The 24,880-nt window shown below is 68.9% G+C and carries 25 protein-coding genes; 4 read left to right on the forward strand and 21 right to left on the reverse strand.

All coding sequences use genetic code 11. From position 1 onward, the window contains the following. Positions 1-25: 25 nt before the first annotated feature. The 7 genes from AVME950_RS01510 to AVME950_RS01540 form a co-directional block, all read right to left on the reverse strand. A complete protein-coding gene (locus AVME950_RS01510) occupies positions 26-559 on the reverse strand; it encodes a disulfide bond formation protein B (protein ID WP_284428480.1) in 534 nt (177 codons plus the stop codon). A gap of 46 nt (positions 560-605) precedes the next feature. Then, positions 606-1,730, reverse strand: a complete 1,125-nt coding sequence (locus AVME950_RS01515) for a sulfate/molybdate ABC transporter ATP-binding protein (protein WP_272569061.1) — start codon at positions 1,728-1,730, stop codon at positions 606-608. 13 nt (positions 1,731-1,743) lie between these two features. Continuing rightward, a complete protein-coding gene (gene cysW / locus AVME950_RS01520; protein WP_284403923.1) occupies positions 1,744-2,670 on the reverse strand; it encodes a sulfate ABC transporter permease subunit CysW in 927 nt (308 codons plus the stop codon). After that, on the reverse strand, positions 2,667-3,554 hold the full coding sequence (gene cysT, locus AVME950_RS01525; RefSeq protein ID WP_284412893.1) for a sulfate ABC transporter permease subunit CysT: 888 nt from the start codon (positions 3,552-3,554) through the stop codon (positions 2,667-2,669). The genes cysW and cysT overlap by 4 nt, the downstream gene beginning before the upstream one ends. Positions 3,555-3,557: 3 nt before the next feature. After that, complete coding sequence (locus AVME950_RS01530; RefSeq protein ID WP_284428481.1) at positions 3,558-4,568, reverse strand: sulfate ABC transporter substrate-binding protein; 1,011 nt, start codon at positions 4,566-4,568, stop codon at positions 3,558-3,560. A gap of 204 nt (positions 4,569-4,772) precedes the next feature. After that, positions 4,773-5,450 (reverse strand): RBBP9/YdeN family alpha/beta hydrolase, encoded by a 678-nt coding sequence (locus AVME950_RS01535; RefSeq protein WP_284428482.1) that lies wholly within the window; start codon positions 5,448-5,450, stop codon positions 4,773-4,775. Positions 5,451-5,631: 181 nt separating this feature from the next. Further along, positions 5,632-6,588 (reverse strand): LysR substrate-binding domain-containing protein, encoded by a 957-nt coding sequence (locus tag AVME950_RS01540; RefSeq protein ID WP_284429547.1) that lies wholly within the window; start codon positions 6,586-6,588, stop codon positions 5,632-5,634. Positions 6,589-6,724: 136 nt separating this feature from the next. On the opposite strand from AVME950_RS01540, the gene AVME950_RS01545 reads away from it, so the two are divergent. Beyond that, positions 6,725-7,369, forward strand: coding sequence for an FMN-dependent NADH-azoreductase (locus AVME950_RS01545; RefSeq protein ID WP_284428483.1), 645 nt, complete (start codon positions 6,725-6,727; stop codon positions 7,367-7,369). 71 nt (positions 7,370-7,440) lie between these two features. Here the strand turns inward: AVME950_RS01545 and AVME950_RS01550 are convergent, their stop codons facing one another. The 8 genes from AVME950_RS01550 to AVME950_RS01585 all read right to left on the reverse strand — a co-directional run bounded on the left by AVME950_RS01550 (position 7,441) and on the right by AVME950_RS01585 (position 15,217). Continuing rightward, entirely contained in the window at positions 7,441-8,397 is a 957-nt protein-coding gene (locus tag AVME950_RS01550; RefSeq protein WP_502869345.1) for a bifunctional helix-turn-helix transcriptional regulator/GNAT family N-acetyltransferase, read from the reverse strand. A 123-nt stretch (positions 8,398-8,520) separates the two neighbouring features. Next, positions 8,521-9,075: an NADPH-dependent FMN reductase gene (locus tag AVME950_RS01555; protein WP_284412884.1), complete on the reverse strand. Its 555-nt coding sequence runs from the start codon at positions 9,073-9,075 to the stop codon at positions 8,521-8,523. A 261-nt stretch (positions 9,076-9,336) separates the two neighbouring features. Next, entirely contained in the window at positions 9,337-11,385 is a 2,049-nt protein-coding gene (locus tag AVME950_RS01560; protein ID WP_284428485.1) for a family 2A encapsulin nanocompartment cargo protein cysteine desulfurase, read from the reverse strand. 16 nt (positions 11,386-11,401) lie between these two features. Continuing rightward, positions 11,402-12,334, reverse strand: a complete 933-nt coding sequence (locus AVME950_RS01565; protein WP_272547788.1) for a family 2A encapsulin nanocompartment shell protein — start codon at positions 12,332-12,334, stop codon at positions 11,402-11,404. 60 nt (positions 12,335-12,394) lie between these two features. Then, the gene (locus AVME950_RS01570) at positions 12,395-12,664 is read right to left on the reverse strand and encodes a helix-turn-helix domain-containing protein (protein ID WP_272569047.1); all 270 of its coding nucleotides are present in this window, start codon (positions 12,662-12,664) and stop codon (positions 12,395-12,397) included. Positions 12,665-12,733: 69 nt separating this feature from the next. After that, the gene (gene epsC / locus AVME950_RS01575) at positions 12,734-13,633 is read right to left on the reverse strand and encodes a serine O-acetyltransferase EpsC (protein WP_284428486.1); all 900 of its coding nucleotides are present in this window, start codon (positions 13,631-13,633) and stop codon (positions 12,734-12,736) included. A gap of 70 nt (positions 13,634-13,703) precedes the next feature. Next, positions 13,704-14,183, reverse strand: a complete 480-nt coding sequence (locus AVME950_RS01580; protein WP_284428487.1) for a rhodanese-like domain-containing protein — start codon at positions 14,181-14,183, stop codon at positions 13,704-13,706. A gap of 236 nt (positions 14,184-14,419) precedes the next feature. Then, the gene (locus AVME950_RS01585) at positions 14,420-15,217 is read right to left on the reverse strand and encodes a MetQ/NlpA family ABC transporter substrate-binding protein (protein WP_284428488.1); all 798 of its coding nucleotides are present in this window, start codon (positions 15,215-15,217) and stop codon (positions 14,420-14,422) included. Between the two features lie 131 nt (positions 15,218-15,348). Here AVME950_RS01585 and AVME950_RS01590 point away from each other — a divergent pair, with 131 nt between their 5' ends. Next, complete coding sequence (locus AVME950_RS01590; RefSeq protein WP_284428489.1) at positions 15,349-16,134, forward strand: GNAT family N-acetyltransferase; 786 nt, start codon at positions 15,349-15,351, stop codon at positions 16,132-16,134. 55 nt (positions 16,135-16,189) lie between these two features. On the opposite strand, the gene AVME950_RS01595 is transcribed toward AVME950_RS01590, so the two are convergent. From AVME950_RS01595 to AVME950_RS01615, 5 genes are all read right to left on the reverse strand, one after another. Beyond that, positions 16,190-16,855, reverse strand: coding sequence for a methionine ABC transporter permease (locus AVME950_RS01595; protein ID WP_272547794.1), 666 nt, complete (start codon positions 16,853-16,855; stop codon positions 16,190-16,192). Between the two features lies 1 nt (position 16,856). After that, positions 16,857-17,924, reverse strand: coding sequence for a methionine ABC transporter ATP-binding protein (locus tag AVME950_RS01600; RefSeq protein WP_284428490.1), 1,068 nt, complete (start codon positions 17,922-17,924; stop codon positions 16,857-16,859). A gap of 344 nt (positions 17,925-18,268) precedes the next feature. Next, the gene (locus AVME950_RS01605; protein WP_284428491.1) at positions 18,269-19,228 is read right to left on the reverse strand and encodes an ABC transporter substrate-binding protein; all 960 of its coding nucleotides are present in this window, start codon (positions 19,226-19,228) and stop codon (positions 18,269-18,271) included. An 82-nt stretch (positions 19,229-19,310) separates the two neighbouring features. Further along, a complete protein-coding gene (locus AVME950_RS01610) occupies positions 19,311-20,456 on the reverse strand; it encodes an acyl-CoA dehydrogenase family protein (protein ID WP_284428492.1) in 1,146 nt (381 codons plus the stop codon). Further along, the gene (locus tag AVME950_RS01615; RefSeq protein ID WP_284428493.1) at positions 20,453-21,268 is read right to left on the reverse strand and encodes a class II aldolase/adducin family protein; all 816 of its coding nucleotides are present in this window, start codon (positions 21,266-21,268) and stop codon (positions 20,453-20,455) included. The genes AVME950_RS01610 and AVME950_RS01615 overlap by 4 nt, the downstream gene beginning before the upstream one ends. Before the next feature lie 234 nt (positions 21,269-21,502). On the opposite strand from AVME950_RS01615, the gene AVME950_RS01620 reads away from it, so the two are divergent. Beyond that, complete coding sequence (locus AVME950_RS01620; RefSeq protein WP_284428494.1) at positions 21,503-22,537, forward strand: ABC transporter substrate-binding protein; 1,035 nt, start codon at positions 21,503-21,505, stop codon at positions 22,535-22,537. Positions 22,538-22,555: 18 nt separating this feature from the next. Here the strand turns inward: AVME950_RS01620 and AVME950_RS01625 are convergent, their stop codons facing one another. Beyond that, a complete protein-coding gene (locus AVME950_RS01625) occupies positions 22,556-23,794 on the reverse strand; it encodes an MFS transporter (RefSeq protein ID WP_284428495.1) in 1,239 nt (412 codons plus the stop codon). A gap of 98 nt (positions 23,795-23,892) precedes the next feature. On the opposite strand from AVME950_RS01625, the gene AVME950_RS01630 reads away from it, so the two are divergent. Next, positions 23,893-24,849, forward strand: a complete 957-nt coding sequence (locus AVME950_RS01630; protein ID WP_284428496.1) for a LysR family transcriptional regulator — start codon at positions 23,893-23,895, stop codon at positions 24,847-24,849. Positions 24,850-24,880: the final 31 nt, after the last annotated feature.

The following is a 24,880-nucleotide window of genomic DNA, read 5'->3' on the forward strand; positions in this document are numbered from 1 at the left end:
TCATTCAACGGGGTTCAGGCCGGTTTCAAGCCGCAGCCAGCGGGCAGCGGTTGGCGCCCCCTCGCCCACCACGGGCCAGCAGCACCAGCAGCACGACGGCCATGAGCACGAAGCAGATGAACGACCAGTTGGCGATGGAGCCTCCGAGGAAGGTCCAGTCCACCGCAGCGCAGTCGCCCGAACCGCGGAAGATCATGGGGATCGCGCGGCCGATGGGGAAGTGCTCGATCATTCCGTAGAAGTCGCGACCGCAGGTGGCGATCTCGGGCGGGTACCACTGCAGCCAGCTTTGCCGCGCCGCCACGAAGGCGCCGAATCCCGACGACAGCAGCGCCAGGACGGCCCACGACATCCACCAGCCCCGGGTGCCCCGGGCGCTGGCCAGGGCCGCAAACACGGCGACCCCGATGAGCGCATAGCGCTGCACGATGCACATCGGGCAGGGCTCGAGCCCCACGACATGCTGCAGGTACATGCCAAAAGCCAGCATGGCCACGCAGGCCGCCGCGATGAGGCCCAGCACGCGGCGGGGCGCGGCATCCAACCAGTTCAACACCATTGTTCTTGTCCTTGAAGGCCGCGGTCGGCAGCCCTCGAAGGCTGCATCAGATACCGGCGGCGTGGTCCAGAAAAACGCGGGCGCGGCGCGGTGTGACCACCAGCGTTTCACCCTCCCTGAAACCCATCTCCCGGTACTGCTGCGCAGGAATCTGCGCTTCGATCACCGAGTCGGGGCTCGCATTGTCCGCTGGTTTGTGGTCGGCATCGGGAATAAGTTCCAGCCGCGCGATCGGCCCCACGACGATGGCACGGCTGAGCTGTGCGACGATGCCGCGCGGGCGCCCGTCGGCGTCCACACCCTCGCCGGGCGAGTAGCGCTGCACGTCCAGGTCGTGCGGACGCACATAGGCAAAGGCGCTGGCGTTCTGGGCGCCCGCATGCTCGGGCGAATCGATGGCCATGCCCTCCACGTGCACCAGCCCTTCGTGGGCGCGGCCGCGAAACAGGTTCACGTCGCCCAGGAATCCATAGACGAACGGGCTGGCCGGCTGGTCCCACACCTCCTGGGGCGAGCCGCTCTGCTCGATCCGGCCCTGGTTGATGACCACCACGCGGTCGGCCACTTCCAGGGCTTCCTCCTGGTCGTGGGTCACGAAGATGCTGGTCACGTGCAGTTCGTCGTGCAGGCGGCGCAGCCACCGGCGCAGCTCTTTGCGCACCTTGGCATCGAGCGCGCCGAAGGGCTCGTCCAGCAGCAGCACCTTGGGCTCCACCGCCAGGGCGCGCGCAAGGGCGATGCGCTGGCGCTGGCCGCCGGACAGTTGCGACGGATAGCGGTCGGCCAGCCAGTCGAGCTGCACGAGCTTGAGCAGGTCGGTCACCTTCTGCTTGATCTGCGCATCGCTCGGGCGCTCGCCGCGCGGCTTCACGCGCAGGCCGAAGGCGACGTTCTCGAACACCGTCATGTGCCGGAACAGCGCGTAGTGCTGGAAGACGAAGCCCACGCCACGGTCGCGCACGTGCACGTCGGTGGTGTCCTCGCCCGAGAAGTGGATGGTGCCCACGTCGGGCGTCTCCAGCCCCGCGATGATGCGCAGCAGCGTGGTCTTGCCGCAGCCCGAGGGACCGAGCAGCGCGATGAGTTCGCCGGACTGGATGTCCAGGCTCACGTCGCGCAGTGCCTGGAAGCTGCCGAACTGCTTGCTGATGTTGCGGATTTCAATGCTCATGGTGTGCTTTCGTTCAGCGCGCGCCCACGGCGGCGGGTGCGGGGCGCTCGGGCGGCAGCGCGGCCGCGGCCTTGCGCTCCTGCTCGTTGCGCCATTCGGCAATGGACTTGATGACCAGCGTGACCAGTGCCAGCAGGGCCAGCAGCGAGGCCGCAGCGAACGCCGCCACAGACTGGTATTCGTTGTAGAGGATCTCCACGTGCAGCGGAATGGTGTTGGTCTGCCCGCGGATGTGGCCCGAGACGACCGACACCGCGCCGAACTCGCCCATGGCGCGCGCATTGCACAGGATCACGCCGTACAGCAGGCCCCACTTGATGTTGGGCAGCGTCACGTACCAGAAGGTCTGCCAGCCGCTCGCGCCCAGCACGATGGCCGCCTGCTCCTCGTCGCTTCCCTGGGCCTGCATGAGCGGAATCAACTCGCGCGCGATGAACGGGAAGGTCACGAAGATCGTCGCCAGCACGATGCCCGGCACGGCGAAGATGATCTTGACGTCGTGCGCCGCCAGCCAGGGGCCGAACCAGCCGTTGGCGCCGAACATCAGCACGTACACCAGGCCGGCCACCACGGGCGAGACGGAAAACGGCAGGTCCACCAGCGTGGTCAGGAACGCCTTGCCCCGGAACTCGTACTTGGCGATGGCCCAGGCCGCCGCCACGCCGAACACCAGGTTCAACGGCACCGCGATGGCCGCGGTGATGAGGGTCAGCCGGATGGCGGCCCATGCATCGGGCTCCTTGAGCGCCGCCACGTAGGCACCGAAGCCCTTGCGCAGCGCCTCGGTGAACACGGCGGCCAGCGGCAGCACGAGGAACAGCAGCAGGAACGCGAGCGCGATGCCGATCAGCGTCCAGCGCACCCAGGGGGCCTCGGTCGTGCCGGCCTGGGCGCGGCGCACCACGTTGCGCCCGCCGGAGTTGGAAGCGGTGGAAGTCATGCCGGGGCTCCTGCGTGGCGACGCTGCCAGGCCTGCAATGCGTTGATGACGAGCAGCAGCGCGAAGGAGATCACCAGCATCACCACCGCGACCGCCGTGGCGCCCGCGTAGTCGTACTGCTCCAGCTTGCCGATGATGATGAGGGGCGTGATCTCGGAGATCATGGGCATGTTGCCCGCGATGAAGATGACCGAGCCGTATTCACCCACCGCCCGCGCGAACGCCATGGCAAAGCCCGTGAGCAGCGCCGGAGTGATCGCAGGCAGGATGACGCGCGTGAAAATTTGCCAGCGCGTGGCGCCCAGGCTGGTGGCGGCTTCTTCCAGCTCCTTCTCGGCGTCTTCCAGCACCGGCTGCACCGTGCGCACCACGAAGGGCAGCCCGATGAAGATTAGCGCGATCACCACGCCGGCGGGCTTGAACGCCAACTGGATGCCCAACGGCTCCAGGTACCGTCCGACCCAGCCGTTGCCGGCCAGCAAGGCGGTGAGCGAAATGCCCGCCACCGCCGTGGGCAACGCGAACGGCAGGTCCACCAGGGCATCGACGATCTTCTTGCCCGGAAAGCGGTAGCGCACCAGCACCCAGGCGATCAGCAGGCCGAACACGAGGTTGACCACCGCCGCGATGAACGACGCGCCGAAGGTGAGCCGGTAGGACGCCAGCACGCGCGGCGCGCTGATGGCGGTCCAGAACTGGTCCCAGGTCAGCGTGAAGGTCTTGAAGACCAGCGCCGACAGCGGGATGAGCACGATGATGCTCAGGTAGAAGATGGTGTAGCCCAGCGTCAGGCCGAAGCCGGGCAGAACCCGCTTCGGGCTGCGCCGGGCCCCGCCCGTGGACGCCACGGCGGCGCCGGGCAAGGCAGAGGTCGCAGCGTTCATGTCTTACTTGGCGCCGGGGGTGTAGAGCTTGTCGAACTGGCCGCCGTCGTTGAAGTGCACCTTCTGTGCCTCGCCGAGGGAGCCGAAATACTTGGCCACGGTGAACAGCTTGACGGGCTTGAACAGGTCGGCGTGCTTTTTCAGCACCGCTTCGGAACGCGGACGCAGCGCGTGGCGGGCCGCGATCTCCTGCGCCTCATCGGAGTAGAGGTAGTCCAGATAGGCCTTGGCCAGTTCGCCCGTGCCTTTCTTGGCGACGGTGCGCTCGACCACCGCGACGGGGTTTTCGGCCAGCACGCTGCTGGAGGGGTACACCGCATCGACCTTGCCCTTGCCGAATTCGCGCTCGATGGACAGCACCTCGGATTCGAACGTGATCAGCACATCGCCCGTGTTGCGCTGCAGGAAGATGCTGGTGGCATCGCGCCCGCCCTTGCCCAGCACGGGGACGTTCTTGAACACCTGGCCCACGAACTCAGCGGCCTGGGCGTCGGTGCCTCCCTTCTCGCGCACGCTGCCCCAGGCCGCCAGGTAGGCGTAGCGGCCGTTGCCGCCGGTCTTGGGGTTCACCACGACGACCTGCACGCCGGGCTTGGCGAGATCGTCCCAGTCCTTGATGTTCTTGGGGTTGCCCTTGCGCACGAGGAACAGCATGGTCGAGGTGGTGGGCGATGCATCGTTGGGAAAGCGCTTGGCCCAGTCCTTGGCGACCACGCCGTTGGTGGCGAGGAAGTCGATGTCGGTCGTGGTGTTCATCGTGACCACGTCGGCGTCGAGGCCGTCGTTCACTGCGCGGGCCTGGGCGCTGGAGCCGCCATGGGCCTGGTCGATCTTCACGTCCTTGCCGGTGGTCTTCTTGTAGTGGGCGGCGAAGGCGGGGTTGTAGTCCTTGTAGAACTCGCGGGCCACGTCATAAGAAGCGTTCAGCAGCGTGGACGTCTGTGCCGACGCGACGCCGCCAGCGACCAGGGCCAGCACGGCCAGGAAAGTCTTGAGTTTTGTCCGGGAAGTCATGTCTGCGCCCTCGTTACTGAAAAAGTGAAACCGATTGTGGTCGGCGGCGCTTAAAACTCAAAAGAATATATTCTTGTTAATTAATCGATCTCCAGAATATAGAACCCCGGCAAAACCAAGGGGCGGCATGGCAGATTTCAGCCAAAAATGCCTCCAGCGCAATGGGTACTACGGCGTTTAGCTACAAAAACAATAGCAACCTTGTCAGGCGGCGGAGCGGGTCTCCGTGGCCCCCTGGCCGAGGCCCCACTCCGCGCCATCCACCAGCGAATGCAGCAGTGCCCAGCCCAGAGGCCATTCGCCATGGCCCGAGTCCACGTTCACATGCCCCGCCTGCGGCAGGCGAACGAACTCGCTGCCCCAGGCCCTCGCGTAAGCGCCGGCCAGGCGGATGGGGCAGTAGGGATCGTTGCTGCTCGCCACCAGGATGCTGCGGTACGGCAGCGGCGCGTAAGGCACGGGGGCGAAGTCGCTCAGCACCGCCCGGCGCTCCGGATCGGCCGGGGCGACCAGCAAGGCGCCCTGCACCCGGGCTGCCGCCGGCTCGCCCATGTGCGTCGCGGTGATGCAGCCCAGGCTGTGCGCCACCAGCACGACCGGGTGCGGCGCCTCCAGCACGGTGCGCTCCAGCGCCGCCACCCAGGGCGCCCGCGCGGGCGTGACCCAGTCGTCCTGCACCACGCGCCGTGCGCCGGGCAGCCGCTCCGCCCACAGGCTCTGCCAGTGGCCGGGTCCGGAATCGCGCCAGCCCGGGACGATGACCACCGAGACCGGGCTGCCTGCAGCGGTGTGTGCGGACGGGGCCGCCTGCGGCGCTGCGCCGTCGAGCCGGCCGACCGGCCGCCCGGATGCGGACGAAGACGTGGGTGCGCTGCTGCTCATGGCCGGCGGGGCACGGTGGCCAGGGGATGGAACAAGGGAAGGATTCGAACCCCACAGGAGGTGCGGAACGACAGTGCAGTGGCCATGGAACAGGCTCCTCAACGGTGGATGCGGCCCATTCTGCGATTCCGCCCTTAAAACCCAAACGAATATATTCTTTTGAATTAATCGCGAATTGATCTTAAGAAGCGATCGATGTCGCGCTGCCGAGGCCCTCGGTCTCGGATGCCGGCGCCGCCGTCGTCGCGCCTTGCAGCGTCTCGCCCAGAAAGTCCAGAAACCGCCGGACCGCGGGCGTCAGGCCGCGGCGGGAGGGAAACACCGCGTGCATCACACCGCGCTCCGGGGCCCAGTCAGGCAGCAGATGCACCAGCCGGCCACTGCGCAACTCGTCCTGGCACATGTAGTCGGGCAGCCAGCAGATGCCCACGCCGCCCTGCGCGGCCAACTTGAGCGTGAGCAGGTCGTCGGCCACATAGCGCGGGCTGTGCTGCCACACGGCCTCCTGCCCTCCGGGGCCCACCAGCCGCAGCGAAGCACGGCCGTCGGCGGCGGACATGGCGATGCTGTCCATGCGTGACAGTTCCTCCAGCGTGTGTGGCGTGCCCTGGCGCGCCAGTTGGGCAGGGCTCGCGACCAGCAGCAGGTCGCCCTCGCCCAGCCGCTTGATGACCATGCTGCCGCTGTCGTCCAGCTTGGCCCGCACGCGCAGCGCCACGTCGACCCCCTCCTCCACCAGGTTGACCACGCGGTTGCTCACCTGGATCTCCACCCGCACGAGCGGATACCGCGCCATGAACACCGGCATCATGTCGCCGAGCAGGGTCTGTGCGATCGTGACGGGGCACACCACGCGGATCGTGCCGCGCGGCTCGGCCTGGACGTGGGCCACCGTGTCGGCCGCTGCCTGCGCCGATTCGCGCATGGCCTGGCAGTGGCGCAGATAGGCCTCGCCCACCTCGGTGAGCGACAGCTTGCGCGTGGTGCGCTGCAGCAGCCGCACGCCCAGGTGTGCCTCCAGATCGGAGACGCGGCGCGACAGGCGCGACTTGGGGATGCCGAGCGCCCGGCCCGCGGCGGCGAACCCGCCGCGCTCGACCACCTCGGCGAAATACAGCATGTCGTTGAGATCTTGCACCGTCATCCCTCGCAGATTGTTCCACCTATAGAACAATCTATCGCAAAGTGGCCGGCTTATCAATCAATGCGCTCATCTGCACAATCTATCCAACGCTGCACACCGGGTGCGGCCCCCATCCTGAGGAGAACCTTCCATGCAACTGCTGCACATCGATTCCGCCATCACCGGCGAACAGTCCGTTTCGCGCCAACTCACCGCCCGCACCGTGGCGGCGTGGGTCGAGGCCCATCCCGGCACGCAAGTGCAGCACCTGGACCTGGTCGCCCAGGCGCCGGCCCATTTCACGATGGAGGCCATGGCGCCGCGCACCGGCCAGACCGAAGGCCTGAGTGAAACACAGCGCCGTGAAAACGCCGTGTCCGAACAGCTGGTGAGCCAGTTCCTGGCGGCCGATGTCATCGTGGTCGGCGCGCCGCTCTACAACTTCGGCATTCCCACGCAGCTCAAGGCCTGGATCGACCGCATTGCCCAGCCGGGCCGCACGTTCACCTACACCGCCACGGGCCCGCAGGGCCTGGCCAAGGGCAAGACGGTGATCGTCGCCTCCAGCCGCGGCGGTGTGTATTCGACGAGCGATGCCGGCCGCGCCATGGAACACCAGGAGAGCTACCTGCAGACCGTGTTCGCCTTCTTCGGCATCACCGACGTGCGCTTCGTGCGCGCCGAAGGCGTGGCCATGGGACCGGACGCCAAGTCCAAGGCCCTGGACAGCGCGGATTCCGACATCCGGGCACACGTGGCGCAATCCCGCCAGGAAGCCGTGGCCGAAGCCGCCTGATCCACCGGACAACTGCGCAATCACCAGAAAGCCGGCCTTGCGCCGGCTTTTTTGCGTGCGCCGCAAGGCGCCTATAGCGCACGCGTCCAGGTCTCGCCCACCAGGGACTGGCCGTAGGCGGTGTAGGGTTCCGAGGCCACGAGCGTGAAGCCGCGCTGCGCATACAGGTGGCGGGCCGCGGCCAGGCAGCTGTTGGTCCACAGCGTCATCTCCGCGTAGCCCTGGCCCCGCGCGAAGGCGATGCACTCGTCCACCAGCCGGCCGCCCAGTCCCATGCCCCGCGCCTGGGGCGCCAGGATCAGCATGCGCAGCCGGGCGGTGGTGTCGGACTCGCGCACCACGAAGGCCGCCCCCATGCGTTCGCCGTCGACCTCGGCGATCCAGCACCGGTCGAACCCGGGCCGGAATTCGCGCACGAACCGCGCGGCGATCTCGGCCACCATGGCCTCGAACGACTGGTTCCAGCCGTATTCGCGCCAGTAGATTTCGCCATGCATCTGCACCACCCAGCCCATGTCACCGGGCACCGGGTCGCGCAGCACCACGAGGCGGGGGCGGCTGGGCGGCTCGGGAGACAGCAGCGTCTCCAGGCGCTGCATGGCGGCCAGCGCGTCGGCCTGCTGCGTGGGCGACAAGCGCGCCAGGATCGCCGCCGCCTCGTCGCGCGAGCGCTGCTGCAGCGGGGCGAACGCGGCGTGTCCGGCGTCGGTCAGGCGCAGCAGGCTCTGGCGCGCATCCTTTGCGCCCGGGCGGCGCTCCAGCCAGCCGGCCTTCTCGAACCGGCGCAGGATGCGGCTCAGATAGCCGGCGTCCAGGCCCAGGTCCCTGGCGATGTCGGTGGCGACGGGCTCGGTGCGGTGGGCCAGCTCGTAGAGCACGCGCACGTCGGTCAGGGACAGGTCGCTGCCCAGATAGGCGTCGAGCACGCCGATGCGGCGCGTGAAGAACCGGTTGAACTGCCGAAGCGCCCTGACCGCGGCCGCGGGGACGGGCGCAGGCGCGGGAGCGACCTGGGGATCTGACGCCATTTTCATTTGCCTTCATCAAATAATTGGTTGACTTTAGCAATCAAAAACACGAAAGGCAAATAAAAAAGTCCGGCCGCCCATGGCGGGGCGGCCGGACTGGAGGCGCTGAAAACCAGCGGCTGGTCAGAGCTTGGCGTGCTGCTTGACCCAGGCCACGTACTTCTCGACCCAGCCCTGCAGGAACTGGCGGCTGGCCTCGCCGATGTTACCGTCGTCATCGAACAGGCCATCCTTGGCTTGAACGAAGGCTTCGGGCTGGCCCAGCGTGGGCACGTCGAGGTAAGCCAGCACGTTGCGCAGGTGCTGCTGGGCCATGGCCGTGCCGATGGCGCCGATCGATACCCCGATCACGCCGGCCGGCTTGCCGCCCCAGGCGCTCTGCCCATAGGGGCGGGAGGCGTGGTCCAGCGCGTTCTTGAGCACGCCGGGAATCGACCGGTTGTATTCGGGCGTGACGAACAGCAGGCCCTGCGACTGGGCGATCTCGGTCTTCAGGCGCAGCACGGCGGGAGCCGGATGGGCGTCGTCGTCCTGGTTGTACAGCGGCAGGTCGTCGATGCGCAGCTGCGTGAAGTGGAAGTCCGGCGGTGCGAGCCGGGCCAGCGCCGTGGCCAGCTTGCGGTTGAACGAGTCCTTGCGGAGACTGCCGACGATGACGGCGATCTGGTATTGGTCCATGAGCACTCCTTGTGAAACAGCCAAAAGACGGGACGGCGCGGGGCCGCAACGGGCCATGATAGACACGGCCTGCGGCGTTCCAGCGCTGCGCGCGGCGCCTTCAGGGCCCGCTTTCGAGGAACGCCAAAGCGCCATTTGCTATTATTTTTGTAGCTATATGCCCTAGTATTGATTCCGCTGGCGCCCTTTTCAAGCAAAACACCCCCGGCGCTGCAGCGCAGCATCCGGGGGTGCGGGGCCTGTCGCAAATGCGCGCTTGTCCTACCCGGCGCGGCGCTGGCCGGCGAGGCGGCGCACCACATGCACCAGCCGGTCGATCTCGTCGAACGTGTTGTAGAACGCGAGCGACGGCCGCACGGTGGTCTCCACGCCGAATCGCCGCAGGATGGGCTGCGCGCAGTGGTGTCCGGTGCGCACGGCGATGCCTTCGTCGTTCAGCGCCTTGCCCACTTCCTCGGTCGAGTAGCCGGCCAGCACGAACGACATCACACTGGCCTTGTCGTCGGCCGTGCCGATCAGCCGCACGCCCGGGATGGCGCGCAACTGCTGCATGCCGTACACCAGCAGCTCGTGCTCGTAGCGCGCGATGTTCTCGATGCCCACGCGGTTCACGTAGTCGATCGCCGCGCCCAGGCCCACCGCGTCGGCGATGTTGCCCGTGCCGGCCTCGAACTTGTTCGGGATCGGCTGGAACACGGTCTTCTCGAACGTCACGTCGGCAATCATGTTGCCGCCGCCCTGCCACGGGGGCATGTCTTCGAGCACTTCGCGCTTGCCCCAGACCACGCCGATGCCGGTCGGCCCGAACACCTTGTGGCCCGAGAACACGAAGAAGTCCGCGCCGATGTCCTGCACGTCCACCCGCATGTGCGAGACCGACTGCGCGCCATCAACCAGCGCCTTCGCGCCCGCACGGTGGGCCAGCGCCACGATCTCCTTAACCGGCACCACGGTGCCCAGCGCGTTGGAGACCTGCGTGACGGCGACGATCTTGGTGCGGTCGTTCAGGAGCTTCTGGTATTCATCGAGCAGCACCTGGCCCGAGTCGTCCACCGGAATCACGCGCAGCCTCGCCCCCTTGGCGGCAGCGAGCTGCTGCCAGGGCACGATGTTGGCGTGGTGCTCCAGATGGCTGACGATGATCTCGTCGCCCTCGCCCACGTGCTGGCCGCCCCAGCTTTTGGCCACCAGGTTGATGGCCTCGGTGGTGCCGCGCACGAAGATCACCTCGTTCACGTCGGGCGCGTTGATGAACGTCTTCACGCGCTGGCGGGCGCCTTCGTAGGCATCCGTGGCGCGGGCGGCGAGTTCATGCGCCGCGCGGTGGATGTTCGAGTTCTCGTGCGCGTAGAAGTGGCTGATGCGGTCGATCACCGCCTTCGGCTTGTGCGTGGTGGCCGCGTTGTCGAACCACACCAGCTGGCGGCCGTTCACGCGCTCGGACAGCACGGGAAAGTCGCGCCGGATGGCGTGCACGTCGAACGGCGGGTGCTGCCCCTGGCCCGCCAGCGGCACCGTACCGTGCGGCGCGGGCTTGGCAGGGGTGACATAGCCGCTGGGCAGCACCACCGCGTCGACGAAGTAGAACTTCGGATCGGACGACGGCGCAGCCGCCAGGCCGGCCGGTGCGGCCGGGGCCTGGCCCGCATGCGCTGCCTGCGGCTGCGCGAACGGCAGGCGCGCCAGTGCATCCAGCCGGTCGCCGGACCGCGCCCTGGGCACCGGCGCGCCCCCAGGCGATGGCTGTGCCTGGCGCTCGCCGACGAAGTAGTAAGGCGAGGCCGCAGAGGCAGGCGCTGCCGGATGGGCGGCGGCCTGTGACACGCTCGCGCCCGAGGCCTCGGGCACGCCCAGCACCCCGCTGCCAAGGCGCGGCTCGTAGGCCGGCAGCGTGCTCACCACCGTGTCGGGCAGGCCGTTGGCCGCCGTGGCGTGCGGCAGCAGCGCGGGGGCGCGGTGGCCGAGCGACAGCACCTGCGTGGGCGAAGCCGGCAGCAGGTTGGTGCCGGGCACCTGGCCCTGCGGGATCGGCATGCCGGGCACGCTGGGCCCGAAGCCGGCGGGGCTGGCCAGGGGCGAGCCGGGCGGCGCGATGTTGGCCGGCGCCTGCACGCCCGGCGGCACGGCGCCCAGGCCGGGCACGGACGAAGGCGGCACCGAAGGCAGGCCGCCCGCGGAGTGCACGCCCGCAGGCGATGCCGCCTCGCCCGGCAGCGCCGAGAACAGGGCATTGGCCATGCGCGCGATCAGCGCCGGGTCGATGGGGGCGCCGGACGCGTCGGCGCCCGGCGAGAAGGAAGCGAGGGTCATGGCCGCTCCTTGCGCTTCACTTGTAGGTGTCCGGGTAGTCGTGGTACTTGTTCACCTCGACATCGTCCAGCACGGCCAGCGCATCGCTGGTGAGCACAGCCAGCGAGCAGTACTGCGAGATCAGGTAGGACGCGATGGCGTGGTTGTTGATGCCCATGAAGCGCACCGACAGGCCCGGCCCCTGCTCGCCCGCCAGGCCCGGCTGGAACAGGCCCACCACGCCCTGGCGCTTGTCGCCCACGCGCAGCAGCAGGATCTTGCTCTTGCCGTCGGCCACCGGCACCTTGTCGGACGGAATGAGCGGAATGCCGCGCCACGTGATGAACTGCGATCCGAACAGGCTCACCGTGGGCGGCGGCGTGCCGCGGCGCGTGGCCTCGCGGCCGAAAGCGGCAATGGCGAGCGGGTGGGTCAGGAAGAAGGCGGGCTCCTTCCACACCTTGGTGAGCAGCTCGTCCAGGTCGTCCGGCGTGGGGGCGCCGGTGAGCGGGAAGATGCGCTGCGCATCGGTCACCTGGGCCAGCAGGCCGTAGTCGGGGTTGTTGATGAGCTCGCTTTCCTGGTTTTCCTTGATCGTCTCGATCGTCAGGCGCAGCTGCTCCTTGATCTGGTCGTGCGGGCTGCTGTACAGATCCGACACGCGGGTGTGCACGTCCAGCACCGTGCTCACGGCGTTCAGGAAGAATTCGCGCGGGTTTTCTTCGTAATCGACGAAGGTGCGCGGCAGCTGGTTTTCTTCTTCCTTGGCCGTGCAAGTGACGCGGATGGATTCCGGGTTCTTGACCTTGTTCAGGCGGTAGATGCCCGCCTCCACCGGCACCCATTGCAGCAGGTGCGTGAGCCAGCGGGGGCTGATGGTTTCGAGTTGGGGGACCGTCTTGGTCGCGTTGGCCAATTGCCGTGCGGCGTTGTCACCCAAGGCGGTCGTACCGCCCACAGTTGCAGACATGGAGAACTCCGTGCGTTGTTGAAGAAAGCCTGGGCAGTGTCAAAGCTTCCAACGCATCGCTCAACAGGCTATAGCCGTCAATTGCAGTCCCCGCACGAGATTCGCATGGCCGATCGACTCGCCCCGCGTGACCAGCGCCGAGGGCCGCACGCCCAGGGCGCCGGCCAGCTTTTCCACCGTGAGCAGCGAGGCGATGGCGGCACCCCGCTCGATCTCCCCGACGTAGGAGCGGTTCAGGTCCGAATGCTCGGCCAGCCGCTCCTGCGACCAGCCTTGCGCCTCGCGCGACTGGCGCACCGCAACCCCGAAGTTCTTGATCAGTACAGACATGCGTTTCCCTGTTTCTTTTTGCTGATGCCTTGGCAGCGCCGCGCCCTGTTTTCGGGGGCTGCGCCGCACCTACCCTTCTCGCGACACCGCCTGCGTGACGTTGCCGCCCGGCGGCACATCGTGGGTGACCCACACGTTGCCGCCGATGACTGCCCCACGCCCGAGAGTGACCCGGCCCAGCACGGTCGCGCCCGCATAGATGACCACGTCGTCCTCCACGATCGGATGGCGCGGCAAACCTTTCTGCAGAGTTCCGTCGGCATCCGTGGGAAAGCGCTTGGCGCCCAGCGTGACGGCCTGGTACAGGCGCACGCGCTCGCCAATCACCGCCGTCTCGCCGATCACGACGCCCGTGCCGTGGTCGATGAAAAAACCCGCGCCGATCTGCGCGCCCGGATGGATGTCGATGCCGGTCTGGCCGTGCGCCAGTTCGGCCACGATGCGCGCCAGCAGCGGCAGGCCCAGCGTGTAGAGGCGGTGCGCGATGCGGTGGTGGATCATGGCCAGCACGCCCGGATAGCACAGCAGCACCTCGTCCACGCTGCGCGCGGCGGGGTCGCCCTGGTAGGCGGCGAGCACATCGCTGTCCAGCAGGCGGCGAATGTCCGGCAGCGATGCGGCGAACGCCTGCGCGGCCTCCAGCGCCTGCGGCTCGATGGCCGTGCCGTCGCCCGAGCCCTGCTGGCGCGCGACGTAGCGCAGCTCCAGCCGGATCTGCGCCAGCAAGGTGTGCAGCGCCAGGTCGAGCGTGTGGCCCACGTACCAGTCCTCGCTTTCCTGGCGCAGGTCGTGCGGCCCCAGACGCATGGGAAAGAGCGCGCCCTTCAGCTGCTCCAGCGCCTGTGCCAGCGCATCGCGCGACGGAAATTCGCGCCCGCCGGGTTCCTGGGAGCGCTTTTGGGAATCGCGCCATTCGCGGCGGACGGCGTGCAGCGACTGCACGATGTGATCGATCTCGAAGACAGCCATCAAGGCCTCCTGCCTGGGATGAAAAAATGGCGGCCCTCAGCGGGCCGCTGGTGGGGCCGCGAGGCCGCCATCAGTCCTGCACCCAGGGCAGGCGGTGATGGCGCCAGCCATCCGACGCGCCGCGCTGCTGGCGATCGTCGATCTCGCCTTCGAAGCCCTCGGTCACATTGAAGACATTCTGCAGGCCCGCCTTGGCCGCGGCCTCCGCCGCCAGCACCGAGCGCTTGCCGCTGCGGCACAGCAGCAGCACGGGGGCATCGCGCGTGGCCGCCTTGGTGATGGCCGCCTCCAGTTCGCGCACGAAGCGGGGGTTGCGGGTGAGCGCCGTGCCCGTGGCCCAGGCCACGTGCAGGCTGCCCGGCACGTGGCCGACGAACTTGCGCTCCTCGCCCGACCGCACATCCACCAGCAGGGCCTGGCCCGAGGTGAACAGGTCCCACGCAACCGTGGGTGGCACGCCGCCGGCGTGGGCCAGGCCCGAAGCCTGGGCGTCGTTGTGGGCGGCTTGCAATGCGGTGGGCAGTTCGGTGTCTTGCACAGCGGTGGACATGGATCGTTCCTTTGGACCTGTGTGAATGGGTGGCTGCAGCCGCCCGTTTGGCGGGGCCTGGCCGTCCAAGCCAATGTAGAACCGCGCCGGCGCGAATCCAACGAATAAAAAATCGGTTTCTCCATCGAAAAACATCTAAGCAACTCGTTGACGGTCCAACTCGGCGCCCCGCAGCCATGAAAAAAGCCGCCAGCACCCGGAAAGGCGCTGGCGGCTGGATGTGGAGCGCGGGCAGATCAGAAGCCCGGCAGCACCGCGCCCTTGAATTCCGTCTGGATGTACTGGCGGATTTCTTCCGACTGGTAGGCCTTCACGAGCTTGGCGACCCAGGGCTTGTCCTTGTCGGCCTCGCGCACGGCGATCAGGTTGACGTAGGGACTCTTGGCGCTTTCCTGCGCGATGGCGTCCTTGGCGGGGTTCAGGCCGGCGGACAGCGCGAAGTTGGTGTTGACCGCGGCGGCGTCCAGATCGTCCAGCGAGCGGGCCAGTTGTGCCGCATCGAGTTCGACGAACTTCAGCTTCTTGGGGTTGGAGGCGACATCCAGCGGCGTGGCCTTCAGGCCGGCCCCTTCCTTGAGCTTGATGAGCCCCTTGTCCTGCAGCACCAGCAGCACGCGGCCGCCGTTGGTCGGATCGTTGGGAATGCCGAACTTGGCCCCTTCCTTCAGGTCTTCGAGCTTCTTGACCTTCTTGGAATACAGGCCGATCGGGAAGTTGACCGTGTAGCCCGCCGACACGAGCTTGTAGCCGCGGTCCTTGACCTGCGCGTCCAGGTAGGGCTTGTGCTGGTAGCTGTTGGCATCCAGGTCGCCGGAAGCCAGCGCCGCATTGGGCTGCACGTAGTCGCTGAACTCGACGATCTGGAGCTTGAGGCCGTCCTTTTCAGCGACCTTCTTGACCTGCTCGAAAATCTGCGCGTGCGGGCCGGCGGTGACGCCGATCTTCAGCGGCTTGTCCTGGGCCAGCGCGCCGGTTTGGAAGCCAGCGCCCAGGGCCAGAGCTAGGGTCGATTGCAGCAGGAAACGCTTGTTCACGGAAAACACCTTTTGAGAAGAGATGTCCGCATCTTAGGGTTTGGCTTATAAAACCCATAAGAATACGTTTTCATTTCCTTACTACGGGTGGACATAAAAACAAGGGCAGATGGCGCTGCTATAAATCCTGCATGCCCTCCCAAGCCACCTCTGCTCCGGATTTCGACCTGCCCACCGTGCGCGCGCTGGAAGAGCGCGCTTTCAATGCCTGGCCCGCCCGCCAGACCGTTTTCCACCAGGGCTGGGTGTTCCGTCTGTCCGGCGGTTTCACCAAGCGGGCCAATTCGGTCAATGCGCTGGAGCCCGGAATGCCGTTCGACGGCGTGCTCGAGGCGGCACAAACGCTCTACGCCAGCCACGGCCTGCGGCCCGTGTTCCGGATCTCGCCGCTGGTGAGCGCCAGCGCCGAGCAGGCGCTGGAGGACGCGGGCTATGCGCTTTTCGAGCCCACGTGGGTCATGCAGGCGCCACTGCCGGAGAGCGCACCGCCGCAGCCCTCGGTGGAAATCGCGCAGGCGCCGACGGCTGAATGGCTGGACGGGTTCGCCGCCGCCAACGGCGTGGCAGCGGCGCACCACGCCACGCACCATGCCATGGTGCAGTCGATCGCCCTGCCCTGCGCCTTCGCCACCGTGCGCCAGCACGGCCACGCCGTGGGCTTCGGCCTGGGCGTGCGCGAGCGCGGGGCCGTCGGCTTGTTCGACATCGTGGTGGCGCCCGGGCACCGAGGCCAGGGCCACGGGCGCGCGCTGGTGCAGGCGCTGATGCAGTGGGGCCAGGCGGGCGGCGCGGGGTCTGCCTACCTGCAGGTGCGCGGCGAGAACGCCACGGCCCGGCGGCTGTACGCCGCGCTGGGGTTCACCGACACCTACCGCTACCACTACCGGGTGCCGGCAGACCCTGGATCCACCCCTTGATGCGGGCGGCCGCCGGACCACGCGATCCGGCCCGGGCGCCCTCCCTGCGGGCCGCTCAGCGGTGGCTCAGCCGGCGCACCGCCCAGTCGCCCAGGCTCTGCACGGCCTGCACGAAGAAGATCAGCACCACCACCACCGCCAGCATCACGTCGGGCAGGAAACGCTGGTAGCCGTAGCGGATGCCCAGGTCGCCCAGGCCGCCGCCGCCGATCGCGCCGGCCATGGCCGAGTAGCCCGTCAGGCTGACGAAGGTGATGGTCAGGCCCGCGACGATGCCGGGCAGCGCCTCGGGCAGCAGCACCTTCCAGACGATCTGCCCGGTGGTGGCGCCCATGGCCTGGGCTGCTTCGATCAGGCCGTTGTCCACCTCGCGCAGCGAGGCTTCCACCAGCCGCGCCACGAACGGCGCCGCGGCCAGCGTCAGCGGCACCACGGCCGCGGCCGTGCCGATGGACGAGCCGGTGATGAGCCGCGTGAACGGGATGATCGCCACCAGCAGGATGATGAACGGCGTGGAGCGCACGGCGTTCACGATCCAGCCCACCGTCTTGTTCAGCGGGCCGTTCTCCAGCACGCCGCCGCGGTCGGTCAGCCGCAGGAACACGCCCAGCGGGATGCCCAGCAGCGCGCCGACCACCCCAGAGATGCCCACCATGATGACCGTCTCCCACAGCGAGGTGGCAAACAGCTCCAGCATCATTTCCGAAAAATTCTCGAACATCTCAGACCCCGCTCTCTTCGCTCGCTTGCACTTCCTGCACCACCACCCCCTCGGCGCGCAATTGCGCGATCGCCGTGGCCAGCCGCGCGGCGTCGCCGCTGGCATACACCGCGAGCGAGCCGAAGGTCTGGCCCTGGATCTCGTCGATCTGCCCGTGCAGGATCGACAGGTCCAGCCCGTGCTCGCGGATCAGGCGCGACAGGATGGGCTGGTAGGCGCGCTCGCCGGCATACGACAGGCGCAGCAGCTGGCCCACGCCGCCCTGGCCCGCGGCCCGCAGCTGCGACGCCAGGTGGCGCACGTGGTCCAACACGCTGGCGGGCAGTTCCTGCGGCACGATCTCGTCGATCAGGCTTTTGGTGATGGGCTGCTGGGGCCGGGTGAACACCTCCAGCACCGGGCCCTGCTCCACGATGCGGCCGGCATCGATCACGGCCACGCGGTCGGCCACCTGCTTGATGACCTGCATCTGGTGGGTGATGAGCACCACCGTCAGGCCCAGCTCCTGGTTCACCTGGCGCAGCAGCGCGAGGATGGAGCGGGTGGTTTCCGGGTCGAGTGCCGAGGTGGCCTCGTCCGACAGCAGCACCTTGGGCCGGCTGGCCAGCGCCCGGGCGATGCCCACGCGCTGCTTTTGCCCGCCGCTGATCTGCGCCGGATAGCGGTCGCGCAGGGCCGACAGGCCCACCAGGTCCAGCAGCGGATCGACCCGGCCGCGAATGGCGGCCTTGTCCATGCCGGCCAGCTCCAGCGGCAGGGCCGCGTTCTCGAACACCGTGCGCGAGGACAGCAGGTTGAAATGCTGGAACACCATGCCGATGTCGCGTCGCGCCTCGCGCAGCTGCGCATCATTGAGCCGGGTCAGGTCGCGCCCCGCCACGATCACCTCGCCCCGGGTGGGCCGGTTCAGCAAGTTGATGACGCGCACCAGCGAACTCTTGCCCGCGCCGCTGCGCCCGATGATGCCGAACACTTCGCCCGGCGTGATGTGCAGGTCGATGCCGCGCAGCGCCTCCACCGGCCCCTGCGAGCCCTGGTAAATCTGGGTGATACCCCGTAAATCGATCATGAAAATGCCATGGCGCCACCGGAGCCCGCAGGCCGCGGCGGCGCTGAAAAGGAAAAATGCGGATGCGGGAATGTACGGGCTTGCACCCCAAACGCCAACGACCCTGAAATTGGGTGCTAAGACATTGCGGTTATGTAGCCGCGCCGAAGTCGTGGCAAAACGATCTTTTCCCGCGCTGGAGTTTTGGGCCGTTCGGGATGGCCGGGCGGTGGGTCGCAGTGGGCCTCGACCCGCGCCCAACCTGCACCGGGTGGATTCGATTGCTATTTATTTCATAGCAATATGCCCTAGTGGATATTGTGCCGGAGGCATTTTCTACCCAAAACCCCAGCCAAGGCCCCGGCTCACGCCTGGCCCCGGTTGAACCCCGTATCGAAGGTCTGCCGCACGTCCAGCCGCTGGCGCAGCAGCCCGGCCCTCAGGTAGAAGTCGGCCGTGCGCTGCTGGTCGGCCACCACCGCGGCGTCGATGTCCACCCATTTCGTCGCGCGGCGCTCGAACTGCAGCTGCGCCGCCTCCACCGGGATGCCGATGATGCGCGACAGCGATTCGGCGAACGGCCGGGCGTTGCGGTACGACCAGAGCTGCGCGCGCTCCACGCGCTCCTTGAAGTCGCGCAGGGCCTCGCGTTTGGTGTCCAGCGCCCCCTGCGTGGCCGCGAGAAAGCTGAGCCCGCTCGACAGCCCCCGCCCGTTGACCAGCACCCGCGCGTGCCCGCTCGTCTCGGCCAGTGCCGTGTACGGTTCCCAGGTGGCCCAGGCATCGACCGAGCCCTGGGTGAGCGCCAGCTTGGAGTCGGCCGGCGGGATGAACCGCACGTCGGCGTCCGCACCCTTCAGGCCCGCGGACTCCAGCGCCTTGAGCGTGACGAAGTGGCCGATGGAGCCGCGGTTGGTGGCGATGCGCTTGCCCTTGAGGTCGGCCGCCGTCTTCAAGGGTGAGTCGGGCCGCACCAGCACCGCCGTGCCGTACGGGTCGGAGCGGTTGGCGGCGAATGCCCGCACCTGGCTGCCGGCCGCCAGGGTGAAGAGCAGGGGCGCGTCGCCGATGGGACCGAAGTCCACCGCGTTCGCGTTCAGCGCCTCGGCCAGCGGGGCGGCGGCCGGGAACTCGCTCCACTGGATGTCGTAGGGCAGGCCCTTCAACTCGCCCGCCGCCTCCAGCAGCGCGCGCAGCCCGCCCTTCTGGTCGCCCGCGCGCAGTGCGATCCGCTGCTGCGCGTGACCCAGCACGGGCGAGAGAAAGGACGCCGCGGCCACCGAGGCCGTCATGAAGCGGTGGAAATGTCGCCGTTGCAAGGCCATGGAAGCTCCGTGTTCTGAAAGGGAAGAAAAAAGGCAGAGGAAAAGGAAGGAGACGGCGCCACCGCGCCCCGCGCGCCAGCGATCACAGCCCCAGCGCGCGGCGCCCGGCCGCCAGGTACACGCTGTCGTCCTGCGGGGTGTGCACGCGCCCGCACAGCACGTCGCGCAGGTGGCGCTCCAGCGGGTTTTTGCGCGCCAGGCCGTGGTTGCTGGTCAGCGCCAGGGCCGACTGCACCGCTTCGATGGCGTTGTGGGTGGTGGTGGCCTTGACCAGCCCGCTCTCCTCGGAGGGCAGCGGAGCGCCGGTGTCGAGCGCGGCGGCCAGCCCGGCGATGAGCCGGTCGTTGGTGAACAGCAGGCCTTCGATGCGGCCCACGGCCTCCTGCGCGCGCGCCAGCGTGGCCAGCGGCGCGCCCAGGCTGGCCGGCTTTCGCTCCTGCAGAAAACCCACCAGCCAGTGGCGCGCCGCGCGGGCCACGCCGGTGTAGAGCGAGCCCAGCATCACCGCCATCTCGGCCTGCATGGCGGGCTCGCCGCGCGCCCAGTCCTTGGGGAGCCGCAGCTCCAGCACGTGGTCGGCGGGCACCGCCACCTCATCGAACAGCACATCGTGGCTGCCGCTGGCCCGCAGGCCCAGGTGGTCCCATGTGGGCTCGATGCGCACACCGGGCTGGCCGGCCCGCACGAGGAAGGAGCCCGTGCGCGGCTCGGCATCGTCCGTGCGCGCCCACACCACGTACCAGCGCAGCGCCGGCGCGCCGGTGCTGTACACCTTGTGCCCGCTGAGCCGCCAGCCCTCTGCCGTGCGCCGCGCCACGGTGGCCGGCAGCCCGCCGCGCGCGGGCGAGCCCAGCTCGGGCTCCACCCGCAGCGCGTTGATGAGCGACACGCCCTGCACCGCCTCCTGCACCAGCTGGCGGGCCCGCTCCACCGGCCACGCGGAGCCTGGCCGGCCCATGCCGCGGTGCTGGATGTATTGCATCGTCAACACCAGGGCCGTGGCGGGGCAGCCTTGCGCCACCGCGCCGACCACTTCGCCCAGTTGCGCAGCACTCGCGCCCTGCCCGCCCAGGGACCGGGGTGCGGCGAGCGCCAGCAGCCCGGCCTGCTGCAGGTCGGCGAAGTTCTGGTGCGGAAAACTGGCCTCGCGGTCGTGCGCCGCCGCGCGCGCGCCGAACTCGGCGGCCAGCGTGCGGGCCCGCTGGCCGGCGGTGAGCGGTGCGTTCACTGCAGCACCCCGGGGTCTTCGCGCACCACGGTCTCGAACAGGCTCTTGAACGTGAAATGCGCCCCGCCCGGCCCGCCGATCTGCCCATGGGTGTGGCGCGCCACCTCGTGCCGAATGGGCTGCGGCGTGCCGGCGGCCTCGGCCAGCAACTGGGTGTGGCAGGCGTTTTCCAGCGCGATGTACCACCACGCGGCCGACTCCACGCTGGGCCCGGCCGTGAGGATGCCATGGTTCTTCAGGATGACCGCCTTGCGCGCGCCCAGCGCCTCGCTGATGCGAAAGCCCTCGTCCGTTTCCCACACCACGCCCGTGAAGTCGTCGAACAGCGCATGGTCTTCGTAGAAGATGCAGGCGTCCTGCGACAGCGGATCGAGCGTGCGCCCCAGCGTGGACCATGCCTTGCCGTAAGTGGAGTGCGTGTGCGCGGCGGCCACGATGTCGGGCCGCGCCTCGTGCAGCGCCGCGTGGATGGCGAATGCCGCGCGGTTGAGCGGCCCCTCGCCGATGGCGATCTCGCCGCGCGCGTTCACCAGCAGCAGGTCCGACACGCGGATGCGCGAGAAATGCAGGCCCAGCGGATTCACCCAGAAGTGGTCGTGCCACTCGGGATCGCGCGCCGTGATGTGGCCCGCCAGCCCGTGGTCGAAGCCATGCCGCGCGAACAGGCGAAACGCCACCGCGAGCTGCTCCTGCCGGTGGCGGCGCTCGGCCTCGACCGTGGGGCGCGGCGGCGGCGCGTCGAACCAGTCCTTGCGCTGGGGATCGGGGCGGCGCTGCAGCGCGGTGGTCGGGAGCGAGAGAACGGCAGACATCGTGGGGTGGGCTTTCGGTCGGGGACGAGGGATGGGACTGCGCCCACCTTAGGAGCGCTCGGCGCCCCCACCAACGAAGAAAAGCGCGTGAACACATGCGGTTTCGGCATGAGGCGCACCCAGGGGCCGGCGCGGCTTTTCCGCATGAGCTTGCTACGGATCCGTCGTTGGCGACGGCGCCCGCCGGCCGCACGCTCGGGCCTTCGATCCAACCGCCCGAAGCGAGAACCCGCCATGCGCCCCGACACCACCACCCATCCCCCGTCCCCGCAGCGCCGCGCGCTGCTGCAACGCTCGCTGGCCGCCGGAGCCGCCGCAGCGCTGGGCCTGCCGGCCCTGGCGCGGCCACCGGCTGCGGGGACCGACCTGTCCGGCGTCACCTTGCGCATCGGCACCTACAAGGGCCTGTGGCGCCCGCTGATCAGCGCGGCCGGCCTGGCCAACACGCCCTACCGCATCGAGTGGCGCGAGCTGAACAACGGCGTGCTGCACATCGAGGCCATCAACGGCGATGCGCTGGACCTGGGGTCGGGCAGCGAGATTCCCGCGCTGTTCGCGGCGCGGCAGAAGGCCCAGGTGCGCTTCGTGGCCGTGACGCGCGAGGATTTGAACAACCAGGTCACGCTCGCCCGAAAGGATGCACCCATCCAGCGCATCGCCGATCTGAAGGGCAAGCGCGTGGGCTATGTGCGGGCCACCACCTCGCATTACTTCCTGAGCCGCCAGCTGGCCGAGGCGGGCCTGTCGTTCGCGGACATCACGCCGGTCAGCCTCACGCCGTCCGATGGCCTGTCGGCCTTCGACCGGGGCGACCTGGATGCCTGGGCCATCTACGGCTACAACGGGCAGATCGCCCGGCTGCGCTACGGCGCGCGGGTGCTCAAGACCGGGGTGGGGTACCTCTCTGGCAACTTTCCGCTCTACGCCAACCCCCGCGCGGTGGCCGATCCGCTGCGCCATGCGGCATTGGCCGACTACCTGCAGCGGCTGCGCCGCGCCTACCTGTGGGCCAATGGCAACTACCTGGACTACGCGCGGGCCCAGGCCGCCGAAACCCGGGTGCCGGTGGGCGATCTGATCGAGCTGTGGAACAACCGCAGCACCGACTACGACCTGCGCCCCGTGACCGAGGCCGTGGTGCAGGGCCACCAGTCCGTGGCCGATGCCTTCCTGCAACTGGGCGTGCTCGACGGCAAGGCCCAGGTGGCGCCGCTGTGGGACCGCAGCTTCGGCCCGGTGCTGGCGGGCGCGGACCGCGCCGCCGCCTGAGCACCGCGCGCCACACGCTCAGATCGCCGCGGCGGTGGCAGCCCCGCGCCCCGGCAGGCACCGCACGGCCAGGGCCGCGGCCGAGGCGGCGGTGGCCAGCGCCACCACCCCCAGCCAGCCCCATTGCGCCAGCGCCAAGCTGCCCAGCGCCGCGCCGGCCGACATGCCCACGAACATGCCGGTGAACAGCAGCGCATTCAGGCGGCTGCGGGCGGCGGGCTCGATGCCGTACACGATGGTCTGGTGCGCCACCAGCGTGGCCTGCACCCCGAAGTCGAACCCGATGGCGCTCGCCACGATCAGCCCCAGCTGGGCTTGCGGCGGCAGCCAGTGGGCCAGGCCCATGGCGGCGAACGAGACCACGGCCAGTCCGGCGCCGAGCCGCGTCACCCGCTCCGGGCCGCTGCGGTCGGCGATGCGGCCGGCCAGCGGCGCAGCCAGGGCGCCCGCCGCGCCGGCCAGGCCGAAAGCGCCAGCGGCTGCGCTGCCCAGATGGAACGAGCCATGCAGCATCACGGCCAGGGTGGACCAGAAGGCGCTGAAGCCCACCGACAGCAATCCCTGTGCCCAGGCGGCGCGGCGCAGCGCGCCATGGCGGCGCCACAGTGCGGCCATCGAGCCGATCAACGCCCGGTACGGCAGCGGCGTGGTGGGCGCAAAGCTGGGCAGGCCTTTCCAGGCAGCCACGCCGATCAGCGCGATCGACACGGCAGCGGCCACGTACACGGCGCGCCAGCCGAAGTGCTCGGCCACGAAACCGCTCACCACCCGCGACAGCAAAATGCCCAGCAGCAGCCCGGTCATCACCGTGCCCACCACCTTGCCGCGATGGGCCACCGGGGCCAGCGTGGCCGCGGCCGGCACCACGTCCTGGGCCAGCGTGGCCGACAGGCCGATGGCCAGGCTGGCAACGAGCAGCCAGCCGATGCCGGGAGCGAACCCGCTCATCAGCAAGGCCAGGGCCAGCACGGCGGCCTTGGCCAAAATGATGCGGCGGCGGTCGTAGCGGTCGCCCAGCGGGGCCAGAAACAAGATGCCCAGCGCATAGCCCAGCTGCGTGAGCGTGGGCACCAGGCCCACGGCGCGCTCGCTGGCGTGGATGTCCGGGCCCAGCACGCCCAGCATGGGCTGGCTGTAGTAGAGCGAGGCCACGCTCAAGCCCGCGGCAGTGGCCAGCAGCAGCAACAGCGGCGCCGGCACGCCCGTGGAAGGACCACCCGTCTCAGCGGCTGCATGCGGGTTTTGAATGGAAGACATGGGGAAGACCCTTGAATGGAAGCGATGGGCCGAAGTTTGTGCGAACCGCCTCGCTCTGGGTAGTGGGCTCATTCGCACATCTGCTATACGCTTGGCGTATGAAGCAAGCCTCTGCCACGGCCTCCCTTGCCGGCGTTGATCGCATCGAACTCATGCAGACCTTCGTGCGCATCGTCGAAGCCGGCAACCTCTCCGCCGCCGCCCAGCAACTGGGTACCACCCAGCCCACGGTGAGCCGCAGGCTCCAGGCGCTGGAGCGGTCGCTGGGGCTCAGGCTGCTGCAGCGTTCCACCCATGTCATGAAGCTCACCGAAGACGGCGAGCGCTGCTTCGCGCATGCCAAGGCGCTGCTGGACGACTGGCGCGCGATGGAGGCCGACCTGCGGGGCGCGCACGACACACCGCGCGGCACGCTGCGTGTGCTGGTGCCGCATGCCTTCGGGCAGGAGCAGCTCATCGCCCCGTTGGCGGACTACCTGCGGCAGTATCCCGAGGTGTCGGTCGAATGGCTGCTGCACGACCGCCGGCCCGACTTCATCGCCGAGGGCATCGACTGCGCGGTGCAGGTCGGGGCGGTGGACGACCCCTCGGTGGTCGCCATCCACCTGGCCGAGGTGCCGCGCATCGTTGTCGCGGCGCCGCAACTGCTGCCGGGCGGCGCCGTGCCCGAGCACGCGAGCGCGCTGCGCGACCTGCCCTGGCTGGCCCTGCGCACCTACTACCAGCGCGAGGTGTCCCTCACCCGCGTGCCGGACGGCGCGGTGGAGCGCTTCGCCATCCACCCGCGCATGGGCACCGACAGCCTCTATGCCCTGCGCAGCGCGGCGCTGGCGGGCCTGGGCGCGGCGATTGCCTCCGCCTGGGCGGTGGAGGCCGACCTGCGCCAGGGCCGCCTGCGGCACCTGGCGCCCGCGTGGCAGGCGGCGCCGTTGCCGGTGTACCTGGTGTATCCGCATGCCCGGTTCTATCCGGCGCGGCTGCGGCGGTTTCTGGATGCGATGCGCGCTACCTTGCCAACCTTGGCCGGCATGCGAGCGCCAGGTGGAGCCGGGTGACAGGGCCGGCCTACCAGGGCGAATAGAATGC

Origin of the sequence: Acidovorax sp. SUPP950 (assembly GCF_030158935.1) — a bacterium.
GTDB lineage: Bacteria > Pseudomonadota > Gammaproteobacteria > Burkholderiales > Burkholderiaceae_C > Paracidovorax.

Excerpts from the sequence above, each read along its gene's own strand:
- AVME950_RS01630 (WP_284428496.1), top strand. The coding sequence starts at position 23,893 with ATGAAGCAAGCCTCTGCCACGGCCTCCCTTGCCGGCGTTGATCGCATC.
- AVME950_RS01565 (WP_272547788.1), bottom strand. The coding sequence starts at position 12,334 with ATGTCTGCAACTGTGGGCGGTACGACCGCCTTGGGTGACAACGCCGCA.
- AVME950_RS01535 (WP_284428482.1), bottom strand. The coding sequence starts at position 5,450 with ATGAGCAGCAGCGCACCCACGTCTTCGTCCGCATCCGGGCGGCCGGTC.
- AVME950_RS01550 (WP_502869345.1), bottom strand. The coding sequence starts at position 8,397 with ATGGCGTCAGATCCCCAGGTCGCTCCCGCGCCTGCGCCCGTCCCCGCG.
- AVME950_RS01530 (WP_284428481.1), bottom strand. The coding sequence starts at position 4,568 with ATGACTTCCCGGACAAAACTCAAGACTTTCCTGGCCGTGCTGGCCCTG.
- AVME950_RS01590 (WP_284428489.1), top strand. The coding sequence starts at position 15,349 with ATGCCCTCCCAAGCCACCTCTGCTCCGGATTTCGACCTGCCCACCGTG.
- AVME950_RS01555 (WP_284412884.1), bottom strand. The coding sequence starts at position 9,075 with ATGGACCAATACCAGATCGCCGTCATCGTCGGCAGTCTCCGCAAGGAC.
- AVME950_RS01600 (WP_284428490.1), bottom strand. The coding sequence starts at position 17,924 with ATGATCGATTTACGGGGTATCACCCAGATTTACCAGGGCTCGCAGGGG.
- AVME950_RS01625 (WP_284428495.1), bottom strand. The coding sequence starts at position 23,794 with ATGTCTTCCATTCAAAACCCGCATGCAGCCGCTGAGACGGGTGGTCCT.
- AVME950_RS01545 (WP_284428483.1), top strand. The coding sequence starts at position 6,725 with ATGCAACTGCTGCACATCGATTCCGCCATCACCGGCGAACAGTCCGTT.
- cysW (WP_284403923.1), bottom strand. The coding sequence starts at position 2,670 with ATGACTTCCACCGCTTCCAACTCCGGCGGGCGCAACGTGGTGCGCCGC.
- AVME950_RS01605 (WP_284428491.1), bottom strand. The coding sequence starts at position 19,228 with ATGGCCTTGCAACGGCGACATTTCCACCGCTTCATGACGGCCTCGGTG.
- AVME950_RS01570 (WP_272569047.1), bottom strand. The coding sequence starts at position 12,664 with ATGTCTGTACTGATCAAGAACTTCGGGGTTGCGGTGCGCCAGTCGCGC.
- AVME950_RS01560 (WP_284428485.1), bottom strand. The coding sequence starts at position 11,385 with ATGACCCTCGCTTCCTTCTCGCCGGGCGCCGACGCGTCCGGCGCCCCC.
- AVME950_RS01580 (WP_284428487.1), bottom strand. The coding sequence starts at position 14,183 with ATGTCCACCGCTGTGCAAGACACCGAACTGCCCACCGCATTGCAAGCC.
- AVME950_RS01615 (WP_284428493.1), bottom strand. The coding sequence starts at position 21,268 with ATGTCTGCCGTTCTCTCGCTCCCGACCACCGCGCTGCAGCGCCGCCCC.
- AVME950_RS01620 (WP_284428494.1), top strand. The coding sequence starts at position 21,503 with ATGCGCCCCGACACCACCACCCATCCCCCGTCCCCGCAGCGCCGCGCG.
- AVME950_RS01515 (WP_272569061.1), bottom strand. The coding sequence starts at position 1,730 with ATGAGCATTGAAATCCGCAACATCAGCAAGCAGTTCGGCAGCTTCCAG.
- epsC (WP_284428486.1), bottom strand. The coding sequence starts at position 13,633 with ATGGCTGTCTTCGAGATCGATCACATCGTGCAGTCGCTGCACGCCGTC.
- AVME950_RS01595 (WP_272547794.1), bottom strand. The coding sequence starts at position 16,855 with ATGTTCGAGAATTTTTCGGAAATGATGCTGGAGCTGTTTGCCACCTCG.
- cysT (WP_284412893.1), bottom strand. The coding sequence starts at position 3,554 with ATGAACGCTGCGACCTCTGCCTTGCCCGGCGCCGCCGTGGCGTCCACG.
- AVME950_RS01510 (WP_284428480.1), bottom strand. The coding sequence starts at position 559 with ATGGTGTTGAACTGGTTGGATGCCGCGCCCCGCCGCGTGCTGGGCCTC.